At 64.2% G+C, this 17358-nt stretch carries 17 protein-coding genes; 3 read left to right on the forward strand and 14 right to left on the reverse strand.

The genetic code is table 11. The features are described from left to right. Positions 1 to 667: 667 nt before the first annotated feature. The 11 genes from lpdA to mdh form a co-directional block, all read right to left on the reverse strand. Positions 668 to 2074, reverse strand: a complete 1407-nt coding sequence (lpdA, locus tag FJ417_RS28860) for a dihydrolipoyl dehydrogenase (protein ID WP_140785786.1) — start codon at positions 2072 to 2074, stop codon at positions 668 to 670. A gap of 112 nt (positions 2075 to 2186) precedes the next feature. Next, positions 2187 to 2942: an SDR family oxidoreductase gene (locus FJ417_RS28865; protein WP_140785787.1), complete on the reverse strand. Its 756-nt coding sequence runs from the start codon at positions 2940 to 2942 to the stop codon at positions 2187 to 2189. Further along, entirely contained in the window at positions 2939 to 3451 is a 513-nt protein-coding gene (locus FJ417_RS28870; protein WP_140785788.1) for a hypothetical protein, read from the reverse strand. Before FJ417_RS28870 ends, FJ417_RS28865 begins: the two co-directional genes overlap by 4 nt. After that, positions 3451 to 4236, reverse strand: a complete 786-nt coding sequence (locus tag FJ417_RS28875) for a DUF4241 domain-containing protein (RefSeq protein ID WP_348639955.1) — start codon at positions 4234 to 4236, stop codon at positions 3451 to 3453. The genes FJ417_RS28870 and FJ417_RS28875 overlap by 1 nt, the downstream gene beginning before the upstream one ends. Before the next feature lie 16 nt (positions 4237 to 4252). Next, complete coding sequence (gene odhB / locus FJ417_RS28880) at positions 4253 to 5527, reverse strand: 2-oxoglutarate dehydrogenase complex dihydrolipoyllysine-residue succinyltransferase (protein ID WP_140707184.1); 1275 nt, start codon at positions 5525 to 5527, stop codon at positions 4253 to 4255. Positions 5528 to 5588: 61 nt separating this feature from the next. Then, positions 5589 to 8576: a 2-oxoglutarate dehydrogenase E1 component gene (locus FJ417_RS28885; RefSeq protein WP_140785789.1), complete on the reverse strand. Its 2988-nt coding sequence runs from the start codon at positions 8574 to 8576 to the stop codon at positions 5589 to 5591. 145 nt (positions 8577 to 8721) lie between these two features. After that, positions 8722 to 9624 carry a succinate--CoA ligase subunit alpha gene (sucD, locus tag FJ417_RS28890; protein WP_140646017.1) on the reverse strand — a complete coding sequence of 301 codons (903 nt, stop codon included), beginning with the start codon at positions 9622 to 9624 and terminating at the stop codon, positions 8722 to 8724. Between the two features lie 50 nt (positions 9625 to 9674). Continuing rightward, positions 9675 to 10046, reverse strand: a complete 372-nt coding sequence (locus FJ417_RS28895; protein ID WP_140785790.1) for a cupin domain-containing protein — start codon at positions 10044 to 10046, stop codon at positions 9675 to 9677. Positions 10047 to 10075: 29 nt separating this feature from the next. Next, positions 10076 to 10534: a hypothetical protein gene (locus FJ417_RS28900; RefSeq protein ID WP_181183328.1), complete on the reverse strand. Its 459-nt coding sequence runs from the start codon at positions 10532 to 10534 to the stop codon at positions 10076 to 10078. A 37-nt stretch (positions 10535 to 10571) separates the two neighbouring features. After that, a complete protein-coding gene (gene sucC, locus FJ417_RS28905) occupies positions 10572 to 11765 on the reverse strand; it encodes an ADP-forming succinate--CoA ligase subunit beta (protein ID WP_140785792.1) in 1194 nt (397 codons plus the stop codon). A gap of 26 nt (positions 11766 to 11791) precedes the next feature. Then, positions 11792 to 12760, reverse strand: a complete 969-nt coding sequence (gene mdh / locus FJ417_RS28910) for a malate dehydrogenase (protein ID WP_140785793.1) — start codon at positions 12758 to 12760, stop codon at positions 11792 to 11794. A 211-nt stretch (positions 12761 to 12971) separates the two neighbouring features. On the opposite strand from mdh, the gene FJ417_RS28915 reads away from it, so the two are divergent. Continuing rightward, positions 12972 to 13400: a GNAT family N-acetyltransferase gene (locus FJ417_RS28915; protein ID WP_140785794.1), complete on the forward strand. Its 429-nt coding sequence runs from the start codon at positions 12972 to 12974 to the stop codon at positions 13398 to 13400. Between the two features lie 27 nt (positions 13401 to 13427). On the opposite strand, the gene zapE is transcribed toward FJ417_RS28915, so the two are convergent. The 3 genes from zapE to FJ417_RS28930 form a co-directional block, all read right to left on the reverse strand. Then, complete coding sequence (gene zapE, locus FJ417_RS28920; protein ID WP_140785795.1) at positions 13428 to 14630, reverse strand: cell division protein ZapE; 1203 nt, start codon at positions 14628 to 14630, stop codon at positions 13428 to 13430. Positions 14631 to 14698: 68 nt separating this feature from the next. After that, on the reverse strand, positions 14699 to 15274 hold the full coding sequence (locus FJ417_RS28925) for a protease inhibitor Inh/omp19 family protein (RefSeq protein ID WP_226892081.1): 576 nt from the start codon (positions 15272 to 15274) through the stop codon (positions 14699 to 14701). A 194-nt stretch (positions 15275 to 15468) separates the two neighbouring features. Beyond that, positions 15469 to 15906 carry a hypothetical protein gene (locus FJ417_RS28930; protein WP_140785796.1) on the reverse strand — a complete coding sequence of 146 codons (438 nt, stop codon included), beginning with the start codon at positions 15904 to 15906 and terminating at the stop codon, positions 15469 to 15471. Positions 15907 to 16034: 128 nt separating this feature from the next. On the opposite strand from FJ417_RS28930, the gene FJ417_RS28935 reads away from it, so the two are divergent. Beyond that, a complete protein-coding gene (locus tag FJ417_RS28935; protein WP_140785797.1) occupies positions 16035 to 17042 on the forward strand; it encodes an MBL fold metallo-hydrolase in 1008 nt (335 codons plus the stop codon). A 61-nt stretch (positions 17043 to 17103) separates the two neighbouring features. Next, a complete protein-coding gene (locus tag FJ417_RS28940) occupies positions 17104 to 17265 on the forward strand; it encodes a DUF1328 family protein (RefSeq protein WP_066991727.1) in 162 nt (53 codons plus the stop codon). Positions 17266 to 17358: the final 93 nt, after the last annotated feature.

The following is a 17358-nucleotide window of genomic DNA, read 5'->3' on the forward strand; positions in this document are numbered from 1 at the left end:
TTCAGCGCTTTCCGTCCGTCCGCGTGAAACCCGATGCGGGCTCAGCGCGTTGATGGCTGTTATTTTGATGACTTTCATCCAAGGAGGACACGTTTCATGGCGAACCCTAACGACCCCTTCACCCCTTCGAGCACGCCTCCCAAGTCGGGTGGTGGCGGCAGCGGGTGGCTGATCGCCCTAGTTGTTATTATCCTGGCCATTGTTGCCTATTATGTCTTTGGCAGAAGCGGCGGCGAGCATGCGCCGGCCCCGGCTGAGCCGCCGGCCGCCAGCACGCCGGCTCCGGCGCCTGCAACGCCGGCTCCAGCCCCCGAGCCAGCTCCGGCGCCTGCCCCGGCTCCCGCGCCGGCTCCGGCACCTGCCCCTGCGCCGACCCCTGCGCCGGCTCCGGCACCTGCGCCGGCTCAGTAATCGGGCTACAGCTTGACGACAAACGGCCCGCCAACAGGCGGGCCGTTTTGGTTGGGACAACTGCGGCGCCTCGTCATACCCGGGCTTGACCCAGGTATCCATGCCGTAACCGTTGCCGTAGAGCGCAACAGAGCAAAATTCTGTAACCGTTGCAACGGCTTAGCGTCACGGCATGGATCCTAGGGTCTACGCGCGTCGCTTCGCTCCTTGCTTCGCCCTAGGATGACGAAGCGATGGGTTCTGCGCTGGCGCGCAGCTAAATATGAATCGGTTTGAAGAACGTCGCCAGAGCCGCTTCCTTCACCGCTTCCGACATCGTCGGATGCGCGTGGCATGTGCGGGCGAGATCTTCGGACGAACCGCCGAATTCCATCAGCACCGCCGCTTCGTGAATCATCTCGCCGGCGCCGAAGCCGACGATATGGACGCCGAGCACGCGGTCGCTGGCCTTGTCGGCCAGGATCTTGACGAAGCCGTCGGTGTGCAGCATGGCGCGCGCGCGGCCATTGGCGCTGAACGGGAATTTGCCGACTTTGTAGTCGATGCCGGCCTTCTTCAGCTCTTCCTCGGTCTTGCCGACCGAAGCGATCTCCGGGCTGGTGTAGACGACGCTCGGGATGACGTCGTAGTTCACATGGCCGGCCTGCCCGGCGATGGTCTCGGCGACTGCCACACCTTCATCCTCGGCCTTGTGCGCCAGCATCGGTCCGGCGATGACGTCGCCGATGGCATAGATGCCGGGCACATTGGTTCCGAGATGCCCATCGGTCTTGACCCGGCCGCGCTCGTCGAGTTCGACGCCGGCTTCCTTCAATCCGAGACTGTCGGCATAGGGGCGCCGCCCGGTGGCGACCAGCACGACATCGGCCTCGATGGTTTCCGCCGCGCCGCCCTTGACTGGTTCGAAGGTGACAGTCGCGCCCTTCTTGGCCTTGGCGACGCCCGTGACCTTGGCGCCGAGCTTGAACTCGAAGCCTTGCTTGGAGAGCAGCCGCTGGAACTGTTTCGACACCTCGCCGTCCATGCCGCCGAGGATGGTGTCGAGGAACTCGACGACCGTGACCTTGGTGCCGAGCCTTGCCCAAACGGAGCCTAGCTCCAGCCCGATGACGCCGCCGCCGACCACCACCAAGGTGGCTGGCACCTTGGCCAGCGACAGCGCGCCGGTGGAGGAGACGACCGCCTTCTCGTCGAAATCGACTTGGACGCCCGGAATGCCGGCGACGTCCGAACCGGTGGCGATCACGATGTTCTTGGTCTCGATCTCCTCGACCTTGCCGTCCTGGCCGGTCACCGACACCTTGCCGGCGGAAATCACCTTGCCGGTGCCGCGGAAGGAATCGATCTTGTTCTTCTTGAACAGGAAGGCGACGCCGTTGACGTTGGAGGCGACCGTCGTGTCCTTGTGCGCCATCATCTTCTTCAGATTGAGCTTCGGCGCCGGTATCTCGACGCCCAGCGTATCGAAGGCGTGGCCGGCTTCGGCGAACATCTCGGAGGCGTAGAGCAGCGCCTTCGACGGAATGCAGCCGATGTTGAGGCAGGTGCCGCCGAAAGTGGCGTTCTTCTCGACCACCGCCGTCTTCAGGCCGAGCTGCGCCGCCTTGATGGCGCAGACATAGCCGCCAGGCCCCGATCCGATGATAACGACGTCATAAGCCATGTCTTTTTCCTTGTCCTGGCGCCGGAGCGGTTCGGATAGGAACCACTCCAGATTATTTCCTTGTACGCAATTCCGAACCAGAAAACCGCTACGCACTTTTCCTGGAATTGCTTTAGCGGCCGCCGCTCACATCGAGGATCGTGCCGGTTATATAGGAGGCCGCGTCCGACAGAAGATAGAGAACCGCGCTCGCGACTTCATCCGCCGTTCCCGCGCGTTTCATCGGCAGCGCGTCCTGCATCCGCGCCACGCGGTCTGGCTGGCCGCCCGAGGCGTGGATTTCGGTCTCGGTGATGCCGGGGCTGACCGCGTTGACGCGGATGCCTTCCAGCACGACTTCCCGCGCCAGCCCGATGGTCATGGTGTCGATCGCGCCCTTGGAGGCGGCATAGTCGACAAATTCGCCGGGCGAGCCGAGCCTCGCGGACGCCGAGGACAGGTTGACGATGGCGCCGCCCTTGCCGCCATGCCTCATCGACATGCGCTTCACCGCCTCGCGGGCGCACAGGAAGGAACCAACGACATTGATGCGCATCATGCGCTCCAGCCGCGCCATGCTCATCTCGTCAACCCGCGCCTTGACGTCGACGATGCCGGCATTGTTGACGAAAGCGTCGAGCCGGCCAAAGGCCTGGTCCACGGCTTCGAAGATTGCGATGACATCGGCCTCGTTGCCGACATCGCCCTTGACCGCGAAGGCGTCGCCGCCAGCGGCTTTGAGTTCGGTGACAAGAGCATCGGCAGCCGACCGGTTGGAGACGTAGTTCACCGCCACGCGATAACCAGCCTCACTCGCCTGCCGGCAGATGGCCGCGCCGATGCCGCGGCTGCCGCCGGTGACCAGCAGTGTCTTCCCGTCCACGCTCATTCCTGGCAGCCTTTCAGCACGAAGATGTCCCACGGCACTTTGGAGAAGCCGGCGGGGCCATAAGCGGCCGACATTTCGAGCGACGGCCCGAGATCGGGAAAGATCAGGCTTTTCGGCGCGTCGGCGCCTTCGGCCGGCAGCAGGCCGATCGTGCCCTTGTCGTCGGCGCTGTAGATGACGCCTTCCCAGACCGTGCAGGCGGCAATCTCCTCGCCGGTGACGTCGCCGGCCGGGCATTTGTACATCAACGAGCCATGCGGCCGCGCGGCGCTGCCCTCGGTCCACATCGCGATGCCGTCGAGCACGACATTGTTGTCGAGGATCATGCGAAAGGCGTTGGTGATCGTCGCCGAGCTGCCGGCCGCGCCGAAGTCGATTTCGGCGCCGCTCTGCGCCTCGCCATAGACGGCGAGTTGGATCGGGCAGGCGGCCTGAGCACCGGAACTCGCCGCAGTGAGCACCAGCGATCCGGCCATCAATCCGATCATGGGCGAGGCGGCATTCGTCATCACTTGGCCTGGTCGCCTTCTCGGCCGTCGGCGTTTTCGAGCACGCCGAAATCGGTCATCAGGACGACCAGGTCGCCGGCGGCGTCCAGTCCCCAGAAAGACGGATAGAAGCCATCGCCCCAGCCGCTCCAGAACATCGCGACGTTGACCGGATTGCCGGCGTCCGGATGGTGCATGACGAACCGGTCCTGGTTGGGCGCGAACTCGGCCGCCAGCACATCGTCATAGTAGTTCTGATCCGGCTTGAGCTTGTCCTGCGCCGCCGACATCAGGGCCATCGCCGCCTTGTCCATGAACGAGCCGAGGCCGGCATCGACTGGATAGCCGAAGATCTCGTCGCCGTTCAGCGTCGAGACGTCCTGGCCGGGCAAGGTGGCGAGCTCCCAGCGCACCGGCACGCCGGGTCGAAAGCGAAGGAATGCGGCGGCCACGCGGCCCTGCGCCTCGAACAGCGCGACTGGATAATGCCCCGGCTTCACCCTGCGCGCCAGCGCCGGCCAGTCGTCGGTGGTGATCAGAGGATCGCAGGCGATGATCTCGCCGGTCGGGAGTTCGAGCTCGCCGATCGGCGTGACGGCGATCTTGCGCTCCGCCAATTGCGCGTCGGAGAGCGCAAAGATGCCGAAATTGCTGCTCGCCGTCGCCGGATCCCAGTCGGCGGCGATGGCCAGCGAGGGTGTGGCGACGGAGAGGCCGAGCAGGATGATGCCGCGCCGGAAAGTCCGCCGCATGCCGCGCACCGTCCGGCCGAGCCCGAACTCGAACTTTTCCAGCCAGCTGCTCACGGCACGACCGATCCGATCACAGATCGAGCACCAGCCGCTCGGGGTCCTCCAGGCTCTCCTTGACCCGCACCAGGAAGGTCACCGCTTCCTTGCCGTCGACGATGCGATGGTCGTAGCTGAGCGCCAGATACATCATCGGCCGAATGACGATCTGGCCGCCGACCACCACAGGCCGGTCCTGGATCTTGTGCATACCAAGAATGCCGGACTGCGGCGCGTTCAGGATCGGCGTCGACATCAGCGAGCCATAGACGCCGCCATTGGAAATCGTAAACGTCCCGCCTTGCATATCCGCCACCGACAGCTTGCCGTCGCGGGCGGCGAGGCCCAGCCGGCCGATCTCCTTCTCGATCTCGGCGATGGACATCTGGTCGGCATCGCGCACCACCGGCACGACGAGGCCCTTTTCGGTGCCGACGGCGACGCCGACATGGGCAAAATTCTTGTAGATGATGTCGGTGCCGTCGATCTCGGCATTGACCGCCGGGATCTCCTTCAGCGCATGCGTCACCGCCTTGGTGAAGAAGCCCATGAAGCCGAGCTTCACGCCATGCTTCTTCTCGAACACGTCCTTGTACTTGGACCGCAGCGCCATCACCGCGCTCATATCCACCTCATTGAAGGTGGTGAGCATGGCGGCGGTCGACTGCGCCTCCTTCAGGCGGCGTGCGATGGTCTGGCGCAGCTTGGTCATGCGCACGCGTTCCTCGCGCGGCGCATCCTCGGTCGAGGACGGCGCCCGGGCAACGACCGGCGCCGGAGCAGCCTTCGGCGTCTCGGCGGGCTGCGACGGCGCGCCCTTGGCGATGGCGTCGAGCACGTCGCCCTTCAGCACCTGGCCGCGTTTGCCGGAGCCGGACAACTGGTCGACCGAGAGATTGGCCTCCGCGATCAGCTTGGCGGCGGCAGGCGCCGGCGGCATGGTGCGCGGCTCGATCTGGCCGGCATCGCCGGCGATCCTGGCGGTTTCGGCCGCGGCCTGCTTGCCGGTGGATGCGGCATCCGGGCTGGAGGCCTGGGCGACTGCCTGCGGCTTGGTCGCCGGGGCCGCGCCCCCCGCCGAAATCGAGCCGAGCAGCGCCCCGACATTGACTGTCTCGCCTTCCTTGACGGCGATCTCGGCCAGCGTTCCGGCGCCCGCGGCGGGCACTTCCACCGTCACCTTGTCGGTTTCGAGCTCGACCAGGGGCTCGTCCGCGGCGATCGCGTCGCCGACCTTCTTGAACCACTTGCCGACAGTCGCCTCGGTGACGGATTCGCCGAGAGTGGGGACGCGGATTTCGGTAGCCATTGTGCCTGTCCGTTGTCTTCTTGAGGTCTGTTTCGTCAGGTCTGCTTATTCACCAAGCGCCCTATTCGCCGAGAGCATCGTCGAGCAACGCGGCCAGCTGACTGAGATGCTTCGACATCAACCCTGTCGCTGGCGAGGCCGAGGCCGGCCGGCCGGTGTAGCGCACCCGCTGATGCTTGGCGTCGATATGCGCCAGCACCCATTCGAGATAGGGGTCGATGAACGACCAGGCGCCCATGTTCTTGGGCTCCTCCTGGCACCACACCATCTCGGCGTTGCGGAAGCGTGACAGCTCGGTGATCAGCGCCTTGGCAGGGAACGGATAGAGCTGCTCGACGCGCAAAAGGTAGATGTCGTTGATGCCGCGCTTCTCGCGCTCTTCGTAGAGGTCGTAATAGACCTTGCCCGAGCACAGCACGACACGGCGGATCTTGGAGTCCTTCACCAGCTTGATCGGCTGGTTGGGGAGCAGCTGCGCATCGTCCCACAACAGGCGGTGGAACGAGCTTTCGCCCGACATTTCCGGCAGCGTCGACACCGCCCGCTTGTGGCGCAGCAGCGACTTCGGCGTCATCAGGATCAGCGGCTTGCGGAAGTCGCGCTTCAACTGCCGGCGCAGGATATGGAAATAGTTTGCCGGCGTGGTGACGTTGGCGACCTGCATGTTGTCTTCCGCGCAGAGCTGCAGGAAGCGCTCCAGGCGCGCCGACGAATGCTCCGGCCCCTGGCCCTCATAGCCATGCGGCAAGAGGCAGACGAGACCCGACATTCTCAGCCACTTGCGCTCGCCCGACGAGATGAACTGGTCGAACACGACCTGGGCGCCGTTGGCGAAGTCGCCGAACTGCGCCTCCCAGAGCGTCAGCGCCTTGGGCTCGGCCAGGCTGTAGCCATATTCGAAGCCGAGCACCGCCTCTTCCGACAGCATCGAGTTGATGACTTCGTAGCCGGCCTGCGCCGCCGACAGATTGTTGAGCGGGATGTAGCGGTTCTCGTCGCGCTGGTCGTAAAGCACCGAATGGCGCTGCGAGAAGGTGCCGCGCTCCGAATCCTGGCCGGAAAGCCGGATCGGATTGCCGTCGAGCAGGATGGCGCCGAAGGCCAGCGCCTCGGCTGTCGACCAGTCGATGCCTTCGCCGGACTCGATCGCCTGGCGGCGGTTCTCGAGGAAGCGCAGGATGGTCTTGTGCGCCTCGAAATCCTTCGGCACCTCGGTCAGCTTCTTGCCGATCTCCTTCAGCGTGCGCACCGGCACGGCGGTCTTGCCGCGCCGCTGTTCGTCCTGGTTGTCGGCGGTGCGCAGGCCCGACCACGCGCCGTCCAGCCAGTCGGCCTTGTTGGGCTTGTAGTGCTGACCGACTTCCCATTCGGCTTCCAGATGCGCGCGCCAGTCGGCCCGCATCTTGTCGACCTCGGCCTGGGTGACGTGGCCTTCGGCGATCAGCCGGTCGGCATAGACCTGCACCACGGTCTTATGAGTGCGGATGTTGCGGTACATGATCGGCTGGGTGAAGGCCGGCTCGTCGCCCTCATTGTGGCCGAAGCGGCGGTAGCAGAACATATCCACCACCACCGGCTTGTGGAACTTCATGCGGAACTCGGTCGCGACCTTTGCGGCATGTACCACTGCTTCCGGATCGTCGCCGTTGACGTGGAAGATCGGCGCCTCGATCATCTTGGCCACATCCGACGGATAGGGCGAGGAGCGCGAGAAGCGCGGATTGGTGGTGAAGCCGATCTGGTTGTTGATGATGAAATGCAGCGTGCCTGCGACGCGATGGCCGCGCAGGCCCGACAGGCCGAGAATTTCGGCGATCACACCCTGGCCGGCAAAGGCGGCGTCGCCATGCAAAAGCAGCGGCATCACCTTGGCGCGCTCCGACAGCGGCACGACCTCGCCGCGTTCGCGGCCGGCGAGCTGGTCCTGCTTGGCGCGCGCCTTGCCCATCACGACGGGGTCGACGATTTCCAGATGCGAGGGATTGGCCGTCAGCGACAGATGCACCTTGTTGCCGTCGAACTCGCGGTCCGACGAGGCGCCGAGATGGTACTTCACGTCACCCGAGCCTTCGACCTCGTCGGGCGCGGCCGAGCCGCCCTTGAACTCGTGGAAGATGGCGCGGTGCGGCTTGGCCATCACCTGGGAAAGCACGTTGAGGCGGCCGCGATGCGCCATGCCGAGCACGATTTCCTTCAGGCCGAGCTGGCCGCCGCGCTTGACGATCTGCTCCAGCGCCGGGATCAGCGACTCGCTGCCATCGAGACCGAAACGCTTGGTGCCCTTGTACTTGACGTCGATATACTGCTCGAAGCCCTCGGCCTCTACCAGCTTCGACAGGATCGCCTTCTTGCCGGTGGCGGTGAAGGTGATCTCCTTGTCGGCGCCTTCGATGCGCGCCTGGATCCAGGCCTTCTCTTCCGGGTCGGAGATGTGCATGAACTCGACGCCGAGCGTCGAGCAATAGGTACGGGCCAGGATGTCCAGCATCTGCCGCACGGTGCCGAATTCGAGCCCCAGCACATTGTCGAGGAAGATCGGCCGGTCGTAGTCGGCTTCGGTGAAGCCGTAATTCTCCGGCGACAGCTCGTTGTAATCCTCGAGCGGCTTGGCGATGCCGAGCGGGTCGAGATTGGCGTGCAGATGGCCGCGCATGCGGTAGGCGCGGATCATCATGATGGCGCGCACGGAATCGCGCGTCGCCTGGTGCACGTCGGCGTCGGAAAGCACGGCGCCGTTGATGACCGCCTTTCCCTTCACCTTCTTTTCGATCGCCTTCTCGACCAGCCCCCAATTGCCGTCGAGCGCCGAGACCAGCTCGCCATTGGCGGTCAGCGGCCAGGAGGGCTTCGCCCAGGAGGCGCCCTTGGCGTTCTTGCGGACATCGCCCGCGTCGTCCTTCAGCGCCGCGAAGAAGTCCTGCCACTCCGGATCGACGGAGGCGGGGTTGTCTTCATAGGCGGCGTAGAGCGCGTCGATATAGTCGGCATTGCCGCCATAGAGGAATGAGGTGAGCGAGAATTGGTCGTTGGCCTGATCTTGTCTTGCCATTTTTCGTCTGCGGAGCCCGGCTCCGTCTCCTTTTGAGGGGAATAGTGAGTAGTCAGTAGTGAGTAGAACGATGGAAATTCCCGCTCAGCTGCTACTCGCTCGTTCTTCCCTGTTCACTACTGACTACTGCCTACTCACTACTGCCTTAACCCTTGATCGCCTCGACCAGCGTCGTGCCGAGCCGCGCCGGCGACGGCGAAACCTTGATGCCGGCCGATTCCATCGCCGCGATCTTGTCTTCCGCGCCGCCCTTGCCGCCCGAGATCACCGCGCCCGCATGGCCCATGGTTCGGCCGGCCGGCGCCGTGCGCCCGGCGATGAAGCCCGCCATCGGTTTCTTGCGGCCGCGCTTGGCTTCGTCCTTGAGGAACTGCGCGGCGTCTTCCTCGGCCGAGCCGCCGATCTCGCCGATCATGATGATCGACTTGGTCTCGTCGTCGGCGAGGAACATCTCCAGCACATCGATGAATTCGGTGCCCTTGACCGGGTCGCCGCCGATACCCACCGCCGTGGTCTGGCCGAGGCCGACATTGGTGGTCTGGAAGACTGCCTCATAGGTAAGTGTTCCCGAGCGGGAAACAACGCCGACTGAGCCCTTGCGGAAGATGTTGCCGGGCATGATGCCGATCTTGCATTCGTCGGGCGTCAGCACGCCCGGGCAGTTCGGCCCGATCAGCCGCGAGGTGGAGCGGTCGAGACGCGCCTTGACCTTGACCATGTCCATCACCGGGATGCCTTCGGTGATGCAGACGATCAGCGGGATCTCGGCCTCGATCGCCTCGATGATGGCTTCGGCAGCGCCCGCCGGCGGCACGTAGATGACGGAAGCGTTGGCGCCGGTCTTTGCCTTGCCTTCGGCGACCGTGGCGAAGATCGGCAAGGTTTCGCCCTTGGCGCCCGTCCAGGTCTCGCCGCCCTTCTTGGGATGGATGCCGCCCACCATCTTGGTGCCGTGATAGGCCAGCGCCTGCTCGGTGTGGAACGTGCCGGTCTTGCCGGTCAGGCCCTGCACCAGCACCTTTGTGTTCTTGTCGACGAGAATGGACATGGTGGCCCTTTTCTAAAAACCGTTGGTGGTGGAAGACTGCGCGGTCATGGTCACAGCCGCTTGAGATCGGCGACGGTGAGGTCGCTCTTGGCATTGCCGGTGTTGAGCGTCGTCGCCGGCTCGAACATCAGCACCACAGGCTCCTTGCTGAGCGAGCGCGGCCGGTGTTCGGTGCCTTTCGGCACGACGATGAAGTCGCCCTCGCCGAGTTCGACCGGCCCGTCGCGGAAATCGATGGCGATCCTGCCGCGCAGCACCAGGAAGGCTTCGTCTTCATGCTCATGCGCATGCCAGTCGAAGACCTCGCCGAACTTGGCGACCTTGGCCTGGGCATCGTTGACGTCGCCGGCGATATGCGGATCGAAGACCTTGGCGATCTTCGCATCCGCCGCCTCGACCAGATTTATCTTGCGCGGAGGCATTGCCTATCGACCTCTCACTCGTTCTGTTTTCAAGCGGGGCATCGCTGCTTCCCGTGAACCACAGCACCAATCCACTGGCCTTTTCCCTGGTGCATAGTCACCACCTGAACGGACAAGTTGCCAGCCGCAGTCTTGAGCACCCCGAGGGATTGGGGATCTTCGTCTGCCTGGAACTTGCTTCCATATCTGGAGAGCAGTCTCCTCAAGATCATATCGGCCGCCAGTTTCGGATTATCGGTGCCAAAGGAAACCAGGCAATCGCATTGGCCGCCCACATTCCTGATCGAGGCAACGATCTCCGTTGCTTTATAGTGCTGGTGTCCATCAGACCCTGTGCCGAAGCCACTTTCCCGGGCCGCCGTTTTATACCGGCTGAAGCTAGGCGCCGTCGCCGAACACAGACTCATAAAGAAATTTACCCGCTTGCCGATCCAGGCACGCGATGCCGGATCCTCGGCCGAAGTCGCCGGACCGGCCCAGAGGGCCATGCCGGTCAGTGCTATGGCCAGAGGGAGCCGCATCCGCTCAACCCTTCACCGCCGCGACAATCTTCTTGGCTGCGTCGTCGAGATCATCGGCCGACACCACGTTCAAGCCGCTGTCGTTGATGATCTTCTTGCCGAGCTCGGCATTGGTGCCTTCCAGCCGCACCACCAGCGGCACCTTCAGGCCGACTTCCTTGACCGCGGCGATGACGCCTTCGGCGATGACGTCGCACTTCATGATGCCGCCGAAGATGTTGATCAGGATGCCTTCGACCGCGGGGTCCTTGGTGATGATCTTGAACGCCGCCGTCACCTTCTCCTTGGAAGCGCCGCCGCCGACGTCGAGGAAGTTAGCCGGCTCAGCGCCGTAGAGCTTGATGATGTCCATCGTCGCCATGGCAAGGCCGGCGCCGTTGACCATGCAGCCGATATTGCCGTCGAGCGCGACATAGGCGAGATCGTATTTCGACGCCTCGATCTCCTTCTCGTCCTCTTCAGTGGTGTCGCGCAGTTCCATCACGTCCGGGTGGCGGAACAGCGCGTTGTTGTCGAACGATACTTTTGCGTCGAGCACGCGCAGATGGCCGTCCTTCATGACGATCAGCGGATTGACCTCGAGCAGGCTCATGTCCTTCTCGACGAAGGCCTTGTAGAGAATCGGGAACAGCGTGCCGCCATCCTTGGCCGCGCCGCCGTCCAGCTTCAACGCGGCGTTGAGCTTCTTCACGTCGTCGGCGCTCACGCCCTTTTCCGGGTCGATGGCGACGGTGACGATCTTTTCGGGCGTGTCGTGCGCGACCGTCTCGATATCCATGCCGCCCTCGGTCGAGACGACGAAGGCGATGCGGCCGACGGAACGGTCGACAAGGATCGACAGATAGAGCTCGCGCTCGATGTCGGCGCCGTCCTCGATATAGAGGCGGTTGACCTGCTTGCCGGCCTGACCGGTCTGCTTGGTCACCAGCGTGTGGCCGAGCATCTCGTTGGCGTTGGCGACCACTTCGGCCGCCGACTTCGCCAGCCGCACCCCGCCCTTGGCGTCGGGGCCAAGCTCCTTGAACTTGCCCTTGCCGCGGCCGCCGGCATGGATCTGGCTCTTCACGACATAGAGCGGGCCGGGCAGCGCTTGTGCCGCGGCTTCCGCCTCGCTTGCCTTGAACACCGGAACGCCGCTTGCAACCGGCGCGCCGAACGTCTTCAGCAGCGCCTTGGCCTGATACTCATGGATGTTCATGCGCTTGGTCTCCGGGGAAGGACGTTTTACTTGCCGGCGAGATGCGGCGCGATCTTGGTGCAGGCCTCGGTCAGGCCCTGCACCGCCGCGACCGAGGAATCGAACATCTTCTGCTCGGTCTTGGACAGGTCGATCTCGATAACGCGCTCGACGCCGCCGGCGCCGATCACCACCGGCACGCCGACATAGGTGCCCTTGATGCCGTACTGGCCCGAGAGGTGCGCCGCGCAGGGCAGCACGCGCTTCTTGTCCTTGAGGTAGGATTCGGCCATGGCGATCGCCGAGGCTGCCGGCGCGTAATAGGCCGAGCCGGTCTTGAGCAGGCCGACGATCTCGGCGCCGCCGTCGCGCGTGCGCTGCACGATCTGGTCGAGCTTCTCCTTCGAGGTCCAGCCCATCTTGACGAGGTCGGGCAGCGGGATGCCCGACACGGTCGAATAGCGGATCATCGGCACCATCGAGTCGCCATGGCCGCCGAGCACGAAAGCGGTCACGTCCTCGACCGAGACCTTGAATTCCTCGGCCAGGAAGTAGCGGAAACGGGCGCTGTCGAGCACGCCGGCCATGCCGACGACATGGCTGGTCGGCAGGCCGGAGAACTTCTGCAGCGCCCAGACCATCGCGTCGAGCGGGTTGGTGATGCAGATGACGAAAGCCTTCGGCGCGTACTTCTTCAAGCCGGCGCCGACCTGTTCCATCACTTTGAGGTTGATGCCGAGAAGGTCGTCGCGGCTCATGCCGGGCTTGCGCGGCACGCCGGCGGTGACGATGCACACATCCGCACCCTCGATGCCGGCATAGTCGTTGACGCCGGTCAGCCTGGAATCGAACCCGTCGACAGGAGAAGACTGCGCGATGTCGAGGCCCTTGCCCTGCGGAATGCCCTCGGCGATATCGAACAGCACCACGTCGCCGAGATCCCTGAGGCCGATCATATGGGCGAGCGTGCCGCCGATCATGCCCGAGCCGATGAGCGCTATCTTGTTGCGTGCCATGTGAGGATGTTTTCCTTTGTCTGTGACGAAGTCGTGACGGGCCAGGGAGGCCGAAAGGATGCGGGAAACCGCGAGATTTGGCCGCACCGAATAACTCCGGCACGGAAGAAATTCAAACGATTATTTTGAGCCCAACATTTTCAATCGGTTAGATGCATTGGGAATTACGTAAACGTCAAAGTTTGTGAGCCGACTGAGGAGAACTTACACAATGAACGTCGAAATCAGAAGACTTCATCCCGGCGATGACGCCCTTGTGATGCTGGTGGCTGACGATGTGTTCGACGCGCCGGTGCGGCCCGACCGCCTCGCCGCCTATCTCGGCTCGCCCGGCCATTTCATGATCGTGGCCACAATCGACCAAACCGTGGTCGGCCAATGCGCCGCCGTCATCCACCGCCATCCCGACAAGGTAAGCGAGCTTTACATCGACGAGGTAGGCGTGGCGCCGCCGTTCCAACGGCAAGGCATCGCCCGAAAAATGCTCGACGCCATGTTCGAGATCGGCCGCGAGCATGGCTGCGAGGAAGCCTGGGTCGGCACCGAGCCCGACAACGAGCCGGCGCGGGCGCTCTATGAAACGCGGAAGGAGCCGCATGGGAAGGCGGAGGATTTCGTGATGTATGTGTATCGGCTTTAAGGCCGCCGAGAGCGCTTGCCGTCCTGGCTACCCCTGCGCCTGTCTTGCCTCGGCGGTCGCCGCCTCGTCCTTCCGCCGCTCCGCCCACCCGTCCAGCCAGTCGCGGCTCTGCATCTCGACCAGGCGCGAGGCGGTGCGCTCGAATTCGAACACTTCCGTGCCGCGCTTGGCCGTATAGAGCCCTTGCGGAGGCGCCGCGGCGCTCATCACCAGCCGCATATGGTGGTCGTAGAGCGTGTCGATCAAAAGGATGAAGCGCTTGGCCTCGTTGCGCTTGCCTTCGCCAAGCACCGGCACGTGGTCGATGAACACGGTCGAGAAGCGGCCGGCGATCGCCAGATAATCGCGCGCGCCGAGCGGCTTTTCGCAAAGGTCGGCAAAGGAAAAGCGCGCGGCGTCGCCGGCGGCGCGCGGCACGACGAGGTGGCGGCCTTTGAGCGTCAACGTGACTTCGCCGGCCGGCTGGCCATACGTCATCGCCTTCCAGGCTTCGTCCAGCGCGAACTCGGCCGCGGCATCGTCCGGCGTGACGTAGACCGGTTGGCGGTTGAGCTTTTCCTGCCGGTAGTCCTTCTCGGCATCGAGCGTCATCACATGGGCGTTGCGCTGGAGCAGCGAGATGAACGGCAAAAAGAGCTGGCGGTTCAGCCCGTCGCGATAGAGGTTCTCCGGCGCCACGTTGGAGGTGGCGACCAGCACCACGCCGCTGGCGAACAGCGCCGAGAACAGCCGCGACAGGATCATCGCGTCGGCAATGTCGCTGACGGAGAACTCGTCGAAGCACAGCACCCAGGCTTCATCGGCCAGCGCCCGGGCGACAGGCGGGATCGGGTCGTCTTCCTTGACATCGCCGTTCTTTCGCGCCGCCCGGTGCTTCTGGATGCGGTCCTGCACATCGGCCATGAAATCGTTGAAATGGACGCGGCGCTTGCGCCGGACCGGCAGCAATTCGAAGAAGAAGTCCATCAGCATGGTCTTGCCGCGACCGACGCCGCCATGGATGTAGAGGCCCTTGACCGGCTCGCGCGGCTGCCGCTTGGCCGCGAACAGCCAGCCCAGCGCGCTCGATTTCTGCGCCAGCCTTTTTGCCGAGATCTCTTCGATCAGCCGGTCGAGCGCTGCGACGATGCGCTCCTGCGCCGGGTCGCGCTCGACCGCGCCACTCTGGACGAGATGGTCATAGCGCTGCCTGACGGTCGCATGGGTCTGGATACCGTCGCGAAGATGCATGGGTCACGTCAGCTGGAGCAATTCCGGCTTTCCGCCCGGAATTGCGTGGAAGCAATAGTCGGTTTCGCTCACCTTGTAAGCGAGATCGGCTGCCCGCTGGAAGTCTGGCCGTCGAACTTTTCGCCGCCCGACGAATAGAGCCTGGCCAGCGTACCGCCATTTTCGTCATAGAGCGTCAGCTGCTTGCCGGCGACGTTCCACGACTTGATGCCGTCGATCGGAGCCGGGCAATGCAGCGGACCGGCGCGGTAGCCGGCGCCGAACTTGGTCTGCGGCGTCGCCACCTTGCAGCTCTGCCCGGAGACGTTGACGTTCCAGACGCCGGCGACGCTGGCCGCGGTGAGATCGGTGGCGCCAGCGGGCGCCGTGCCATCCGGCGGCAGCGAGGCGACCTGGCTGTTCTTCGGAGCGGTCGGGAATTGCGACGGATCGGTGGCGCCGGGGGAGGCCGGCGGCGGCAGCTGATTCTGCGTCACCGTGCCGGAGGGCGCCGGGGTCAGCGGCGCCGGCTGCTGGTCGTCCATCGACGAGAAGCGCGAGGTCGAGCAGCCGCTCGCAACCAGCGCGGCCAGCGATACGGCCGCGAGGCCACTCTTCGAAAAGAGGTGGAGCCGCGAAAAGGGGCGGGTCATCGAAAAATTCATCAAAACCTCCGTCGGATCCGGCCGGGGGGAGCCATCCGCGTAATCTCTGCTTCACCAAGATGGCGAAGGTGGCAGAATTTCAACCTGATATGGTTAAAATAGGGTTTTCGAGCCAGCTGTTGCAAATTTATCGCAGCCGGGAGCCGAAGCCGGGAAAATGCCGAAACACTCTCCTAAGCTATTGAAATGGAGCATTAAATCCGAGCGCTCGGCACGAAGACATAGCCGTCCGGGCCGACGATATAGCATTCGCGCAGGCCATGCGGCTTGTCGATCGAGCCGGCCAGCACGATGTGGCCGAGCGCCGCCGCCTTTTTCTCGACCGCATCCGGATCGGCGCCGTAAAGCCGCAGCTCTATGCCGGCCCCGCGTGTCTCGGCGCCCGCCGTGACACCGGTCATCGGATTGTCGAGATAGGAATGGTCGGCATGCAGCATGAAGATTGAGCCCAGAAGCTCGATCGCCGCAAAGTCCTCGTCGGCATAGATGATCCGCGCGCCAAGCACGTCGCGGCAGAAAGCCTCCATCGCCGTCATGTCGGTGACCAACAGGTTGACGCCGACCCCATGCGGCAGCGAGCGGCCGAAATCCTCGGCCTTCATCCACGGTGTCTTGGTTCGCTTCATTGCCATGGCGATCACCCCCTGTCTCCGGATCCTAGACGAGCCGGGCTTGGGCCATTGGCATTCGCCGGCAAAAAGCTTGCGCCAGGCAGGCGCGTCCTTATCTCAGGAAATGACACAAGCGGGCGGGAGACAGGATGGCCGCGAGAACAGGAACCGCCAACCGCTACTACAGCGGGCCGCCCAGCGATCATTTCGACGGCGCCCTGTTCTTCAATCCCGGCGGCAAGCCGCCCGGGCGCTTCACCGATCTCCTCAAATGGCAGTTCGGCGGCGGGCGGGCGAAATGGCCGGCAACGGTTCCGAGCCCTTATCCCCCGGCCAAGCCGGACCTACGGGTGGAAGGCAGCGCGCTGAGGCTTACCATGGTCGGCCATGCCTCGCTGCTCATCCAGACGGCGGGCTTGAACATCCTGACCGATCCGGTCTGGTCGGAGCGCGCCTCGCCTTTCGCCTTCGCCGGGCCGAGAAGGGTCAATGCGCCGGGAATTATCTTCGCCGACCTGCCACCGATCGACCTGGTCCTGATCAGCCACAATCACTACGACCATCTCGACCTCGCCACGCTGAAGCGGTTGAAAGAGAGCCACGACCCGCTGGTGATCGCGCCACTCGGCAACGACGCCATCATCGGCCGCGCGGCGCCCGGCATGCGGCTCAGCGTGCATGATTGGAGCGACAGGCTGAGCGTCGGCGCGGCCGCCATCCACATCGAGCCGGCGCATCACTGGTCGGCGCGCGGCGGGCGCGACCGCCGCATGGCGCTGTGGGCGGGCTTCGTCATCGAGACGGCGGCGGGCAACATCTATTTCGCCGGCGACACCGGTTTCCATGACGGCATCAATTACCGGCTGATGGGAGAAAAGCATGGCGGCTTCCGCCTCGCCATCCTGCCGATCGGCGCCTATGAACCGCGCTGGTTCATGGCGCCGCAGCACCAGAACCCGGAGGAAGCCGTTCAGGGCATGAAGCTGTGCAATGCGGCTCACGCTGCAGGCTGCCATTGGGGCACATTCCATCTCACCGACGAGCCGATCGAGGAGCCGGCGCAAAAACTGGCCGAGGCGCTGGAGGCTGAAGGCTTGCCCTCGGAACGATTCCGCGCCATGCGGCCCGCAGAGGTATGGGACGTGCCGCCCGTCTGACAAAGGAACCCAAGCCGGCGAAACGCGTTGGTTCGCGACGCAATTTCGCCGGAGCTTCCCCATGATCAAGTGGATCATCATCCTTTTGATTGTCGCCGCCGCCGCGAGCCTGCTTGGCATGCCGGCGCTGGCCGGCGCCGCCGCCACGGGCGCGCGCATCCTTATCGGCATCGTGCTGATCATCTTCCTGCTGATCGTGCTCGGCGTCTTCGCAGTAACTTAAGCGCGACCCCTTGGTCGTCGCGGCGCGACCTCTTGGTCGTCGCGGCGCGACCTCTTGGTCCTCGCCACCTGGCCGGACTGGTAATTCCCGCCC

This window comes from Mesorhizobium sp. B3-1-7 (assembly GCF_006439385.1).
Classification (GTDB): domain Bacteria; phylum Pseudomonadota; class Alphaproteobacteria; order Rhizobiales; family Rhizobiaceae; genus Mesorhizobium.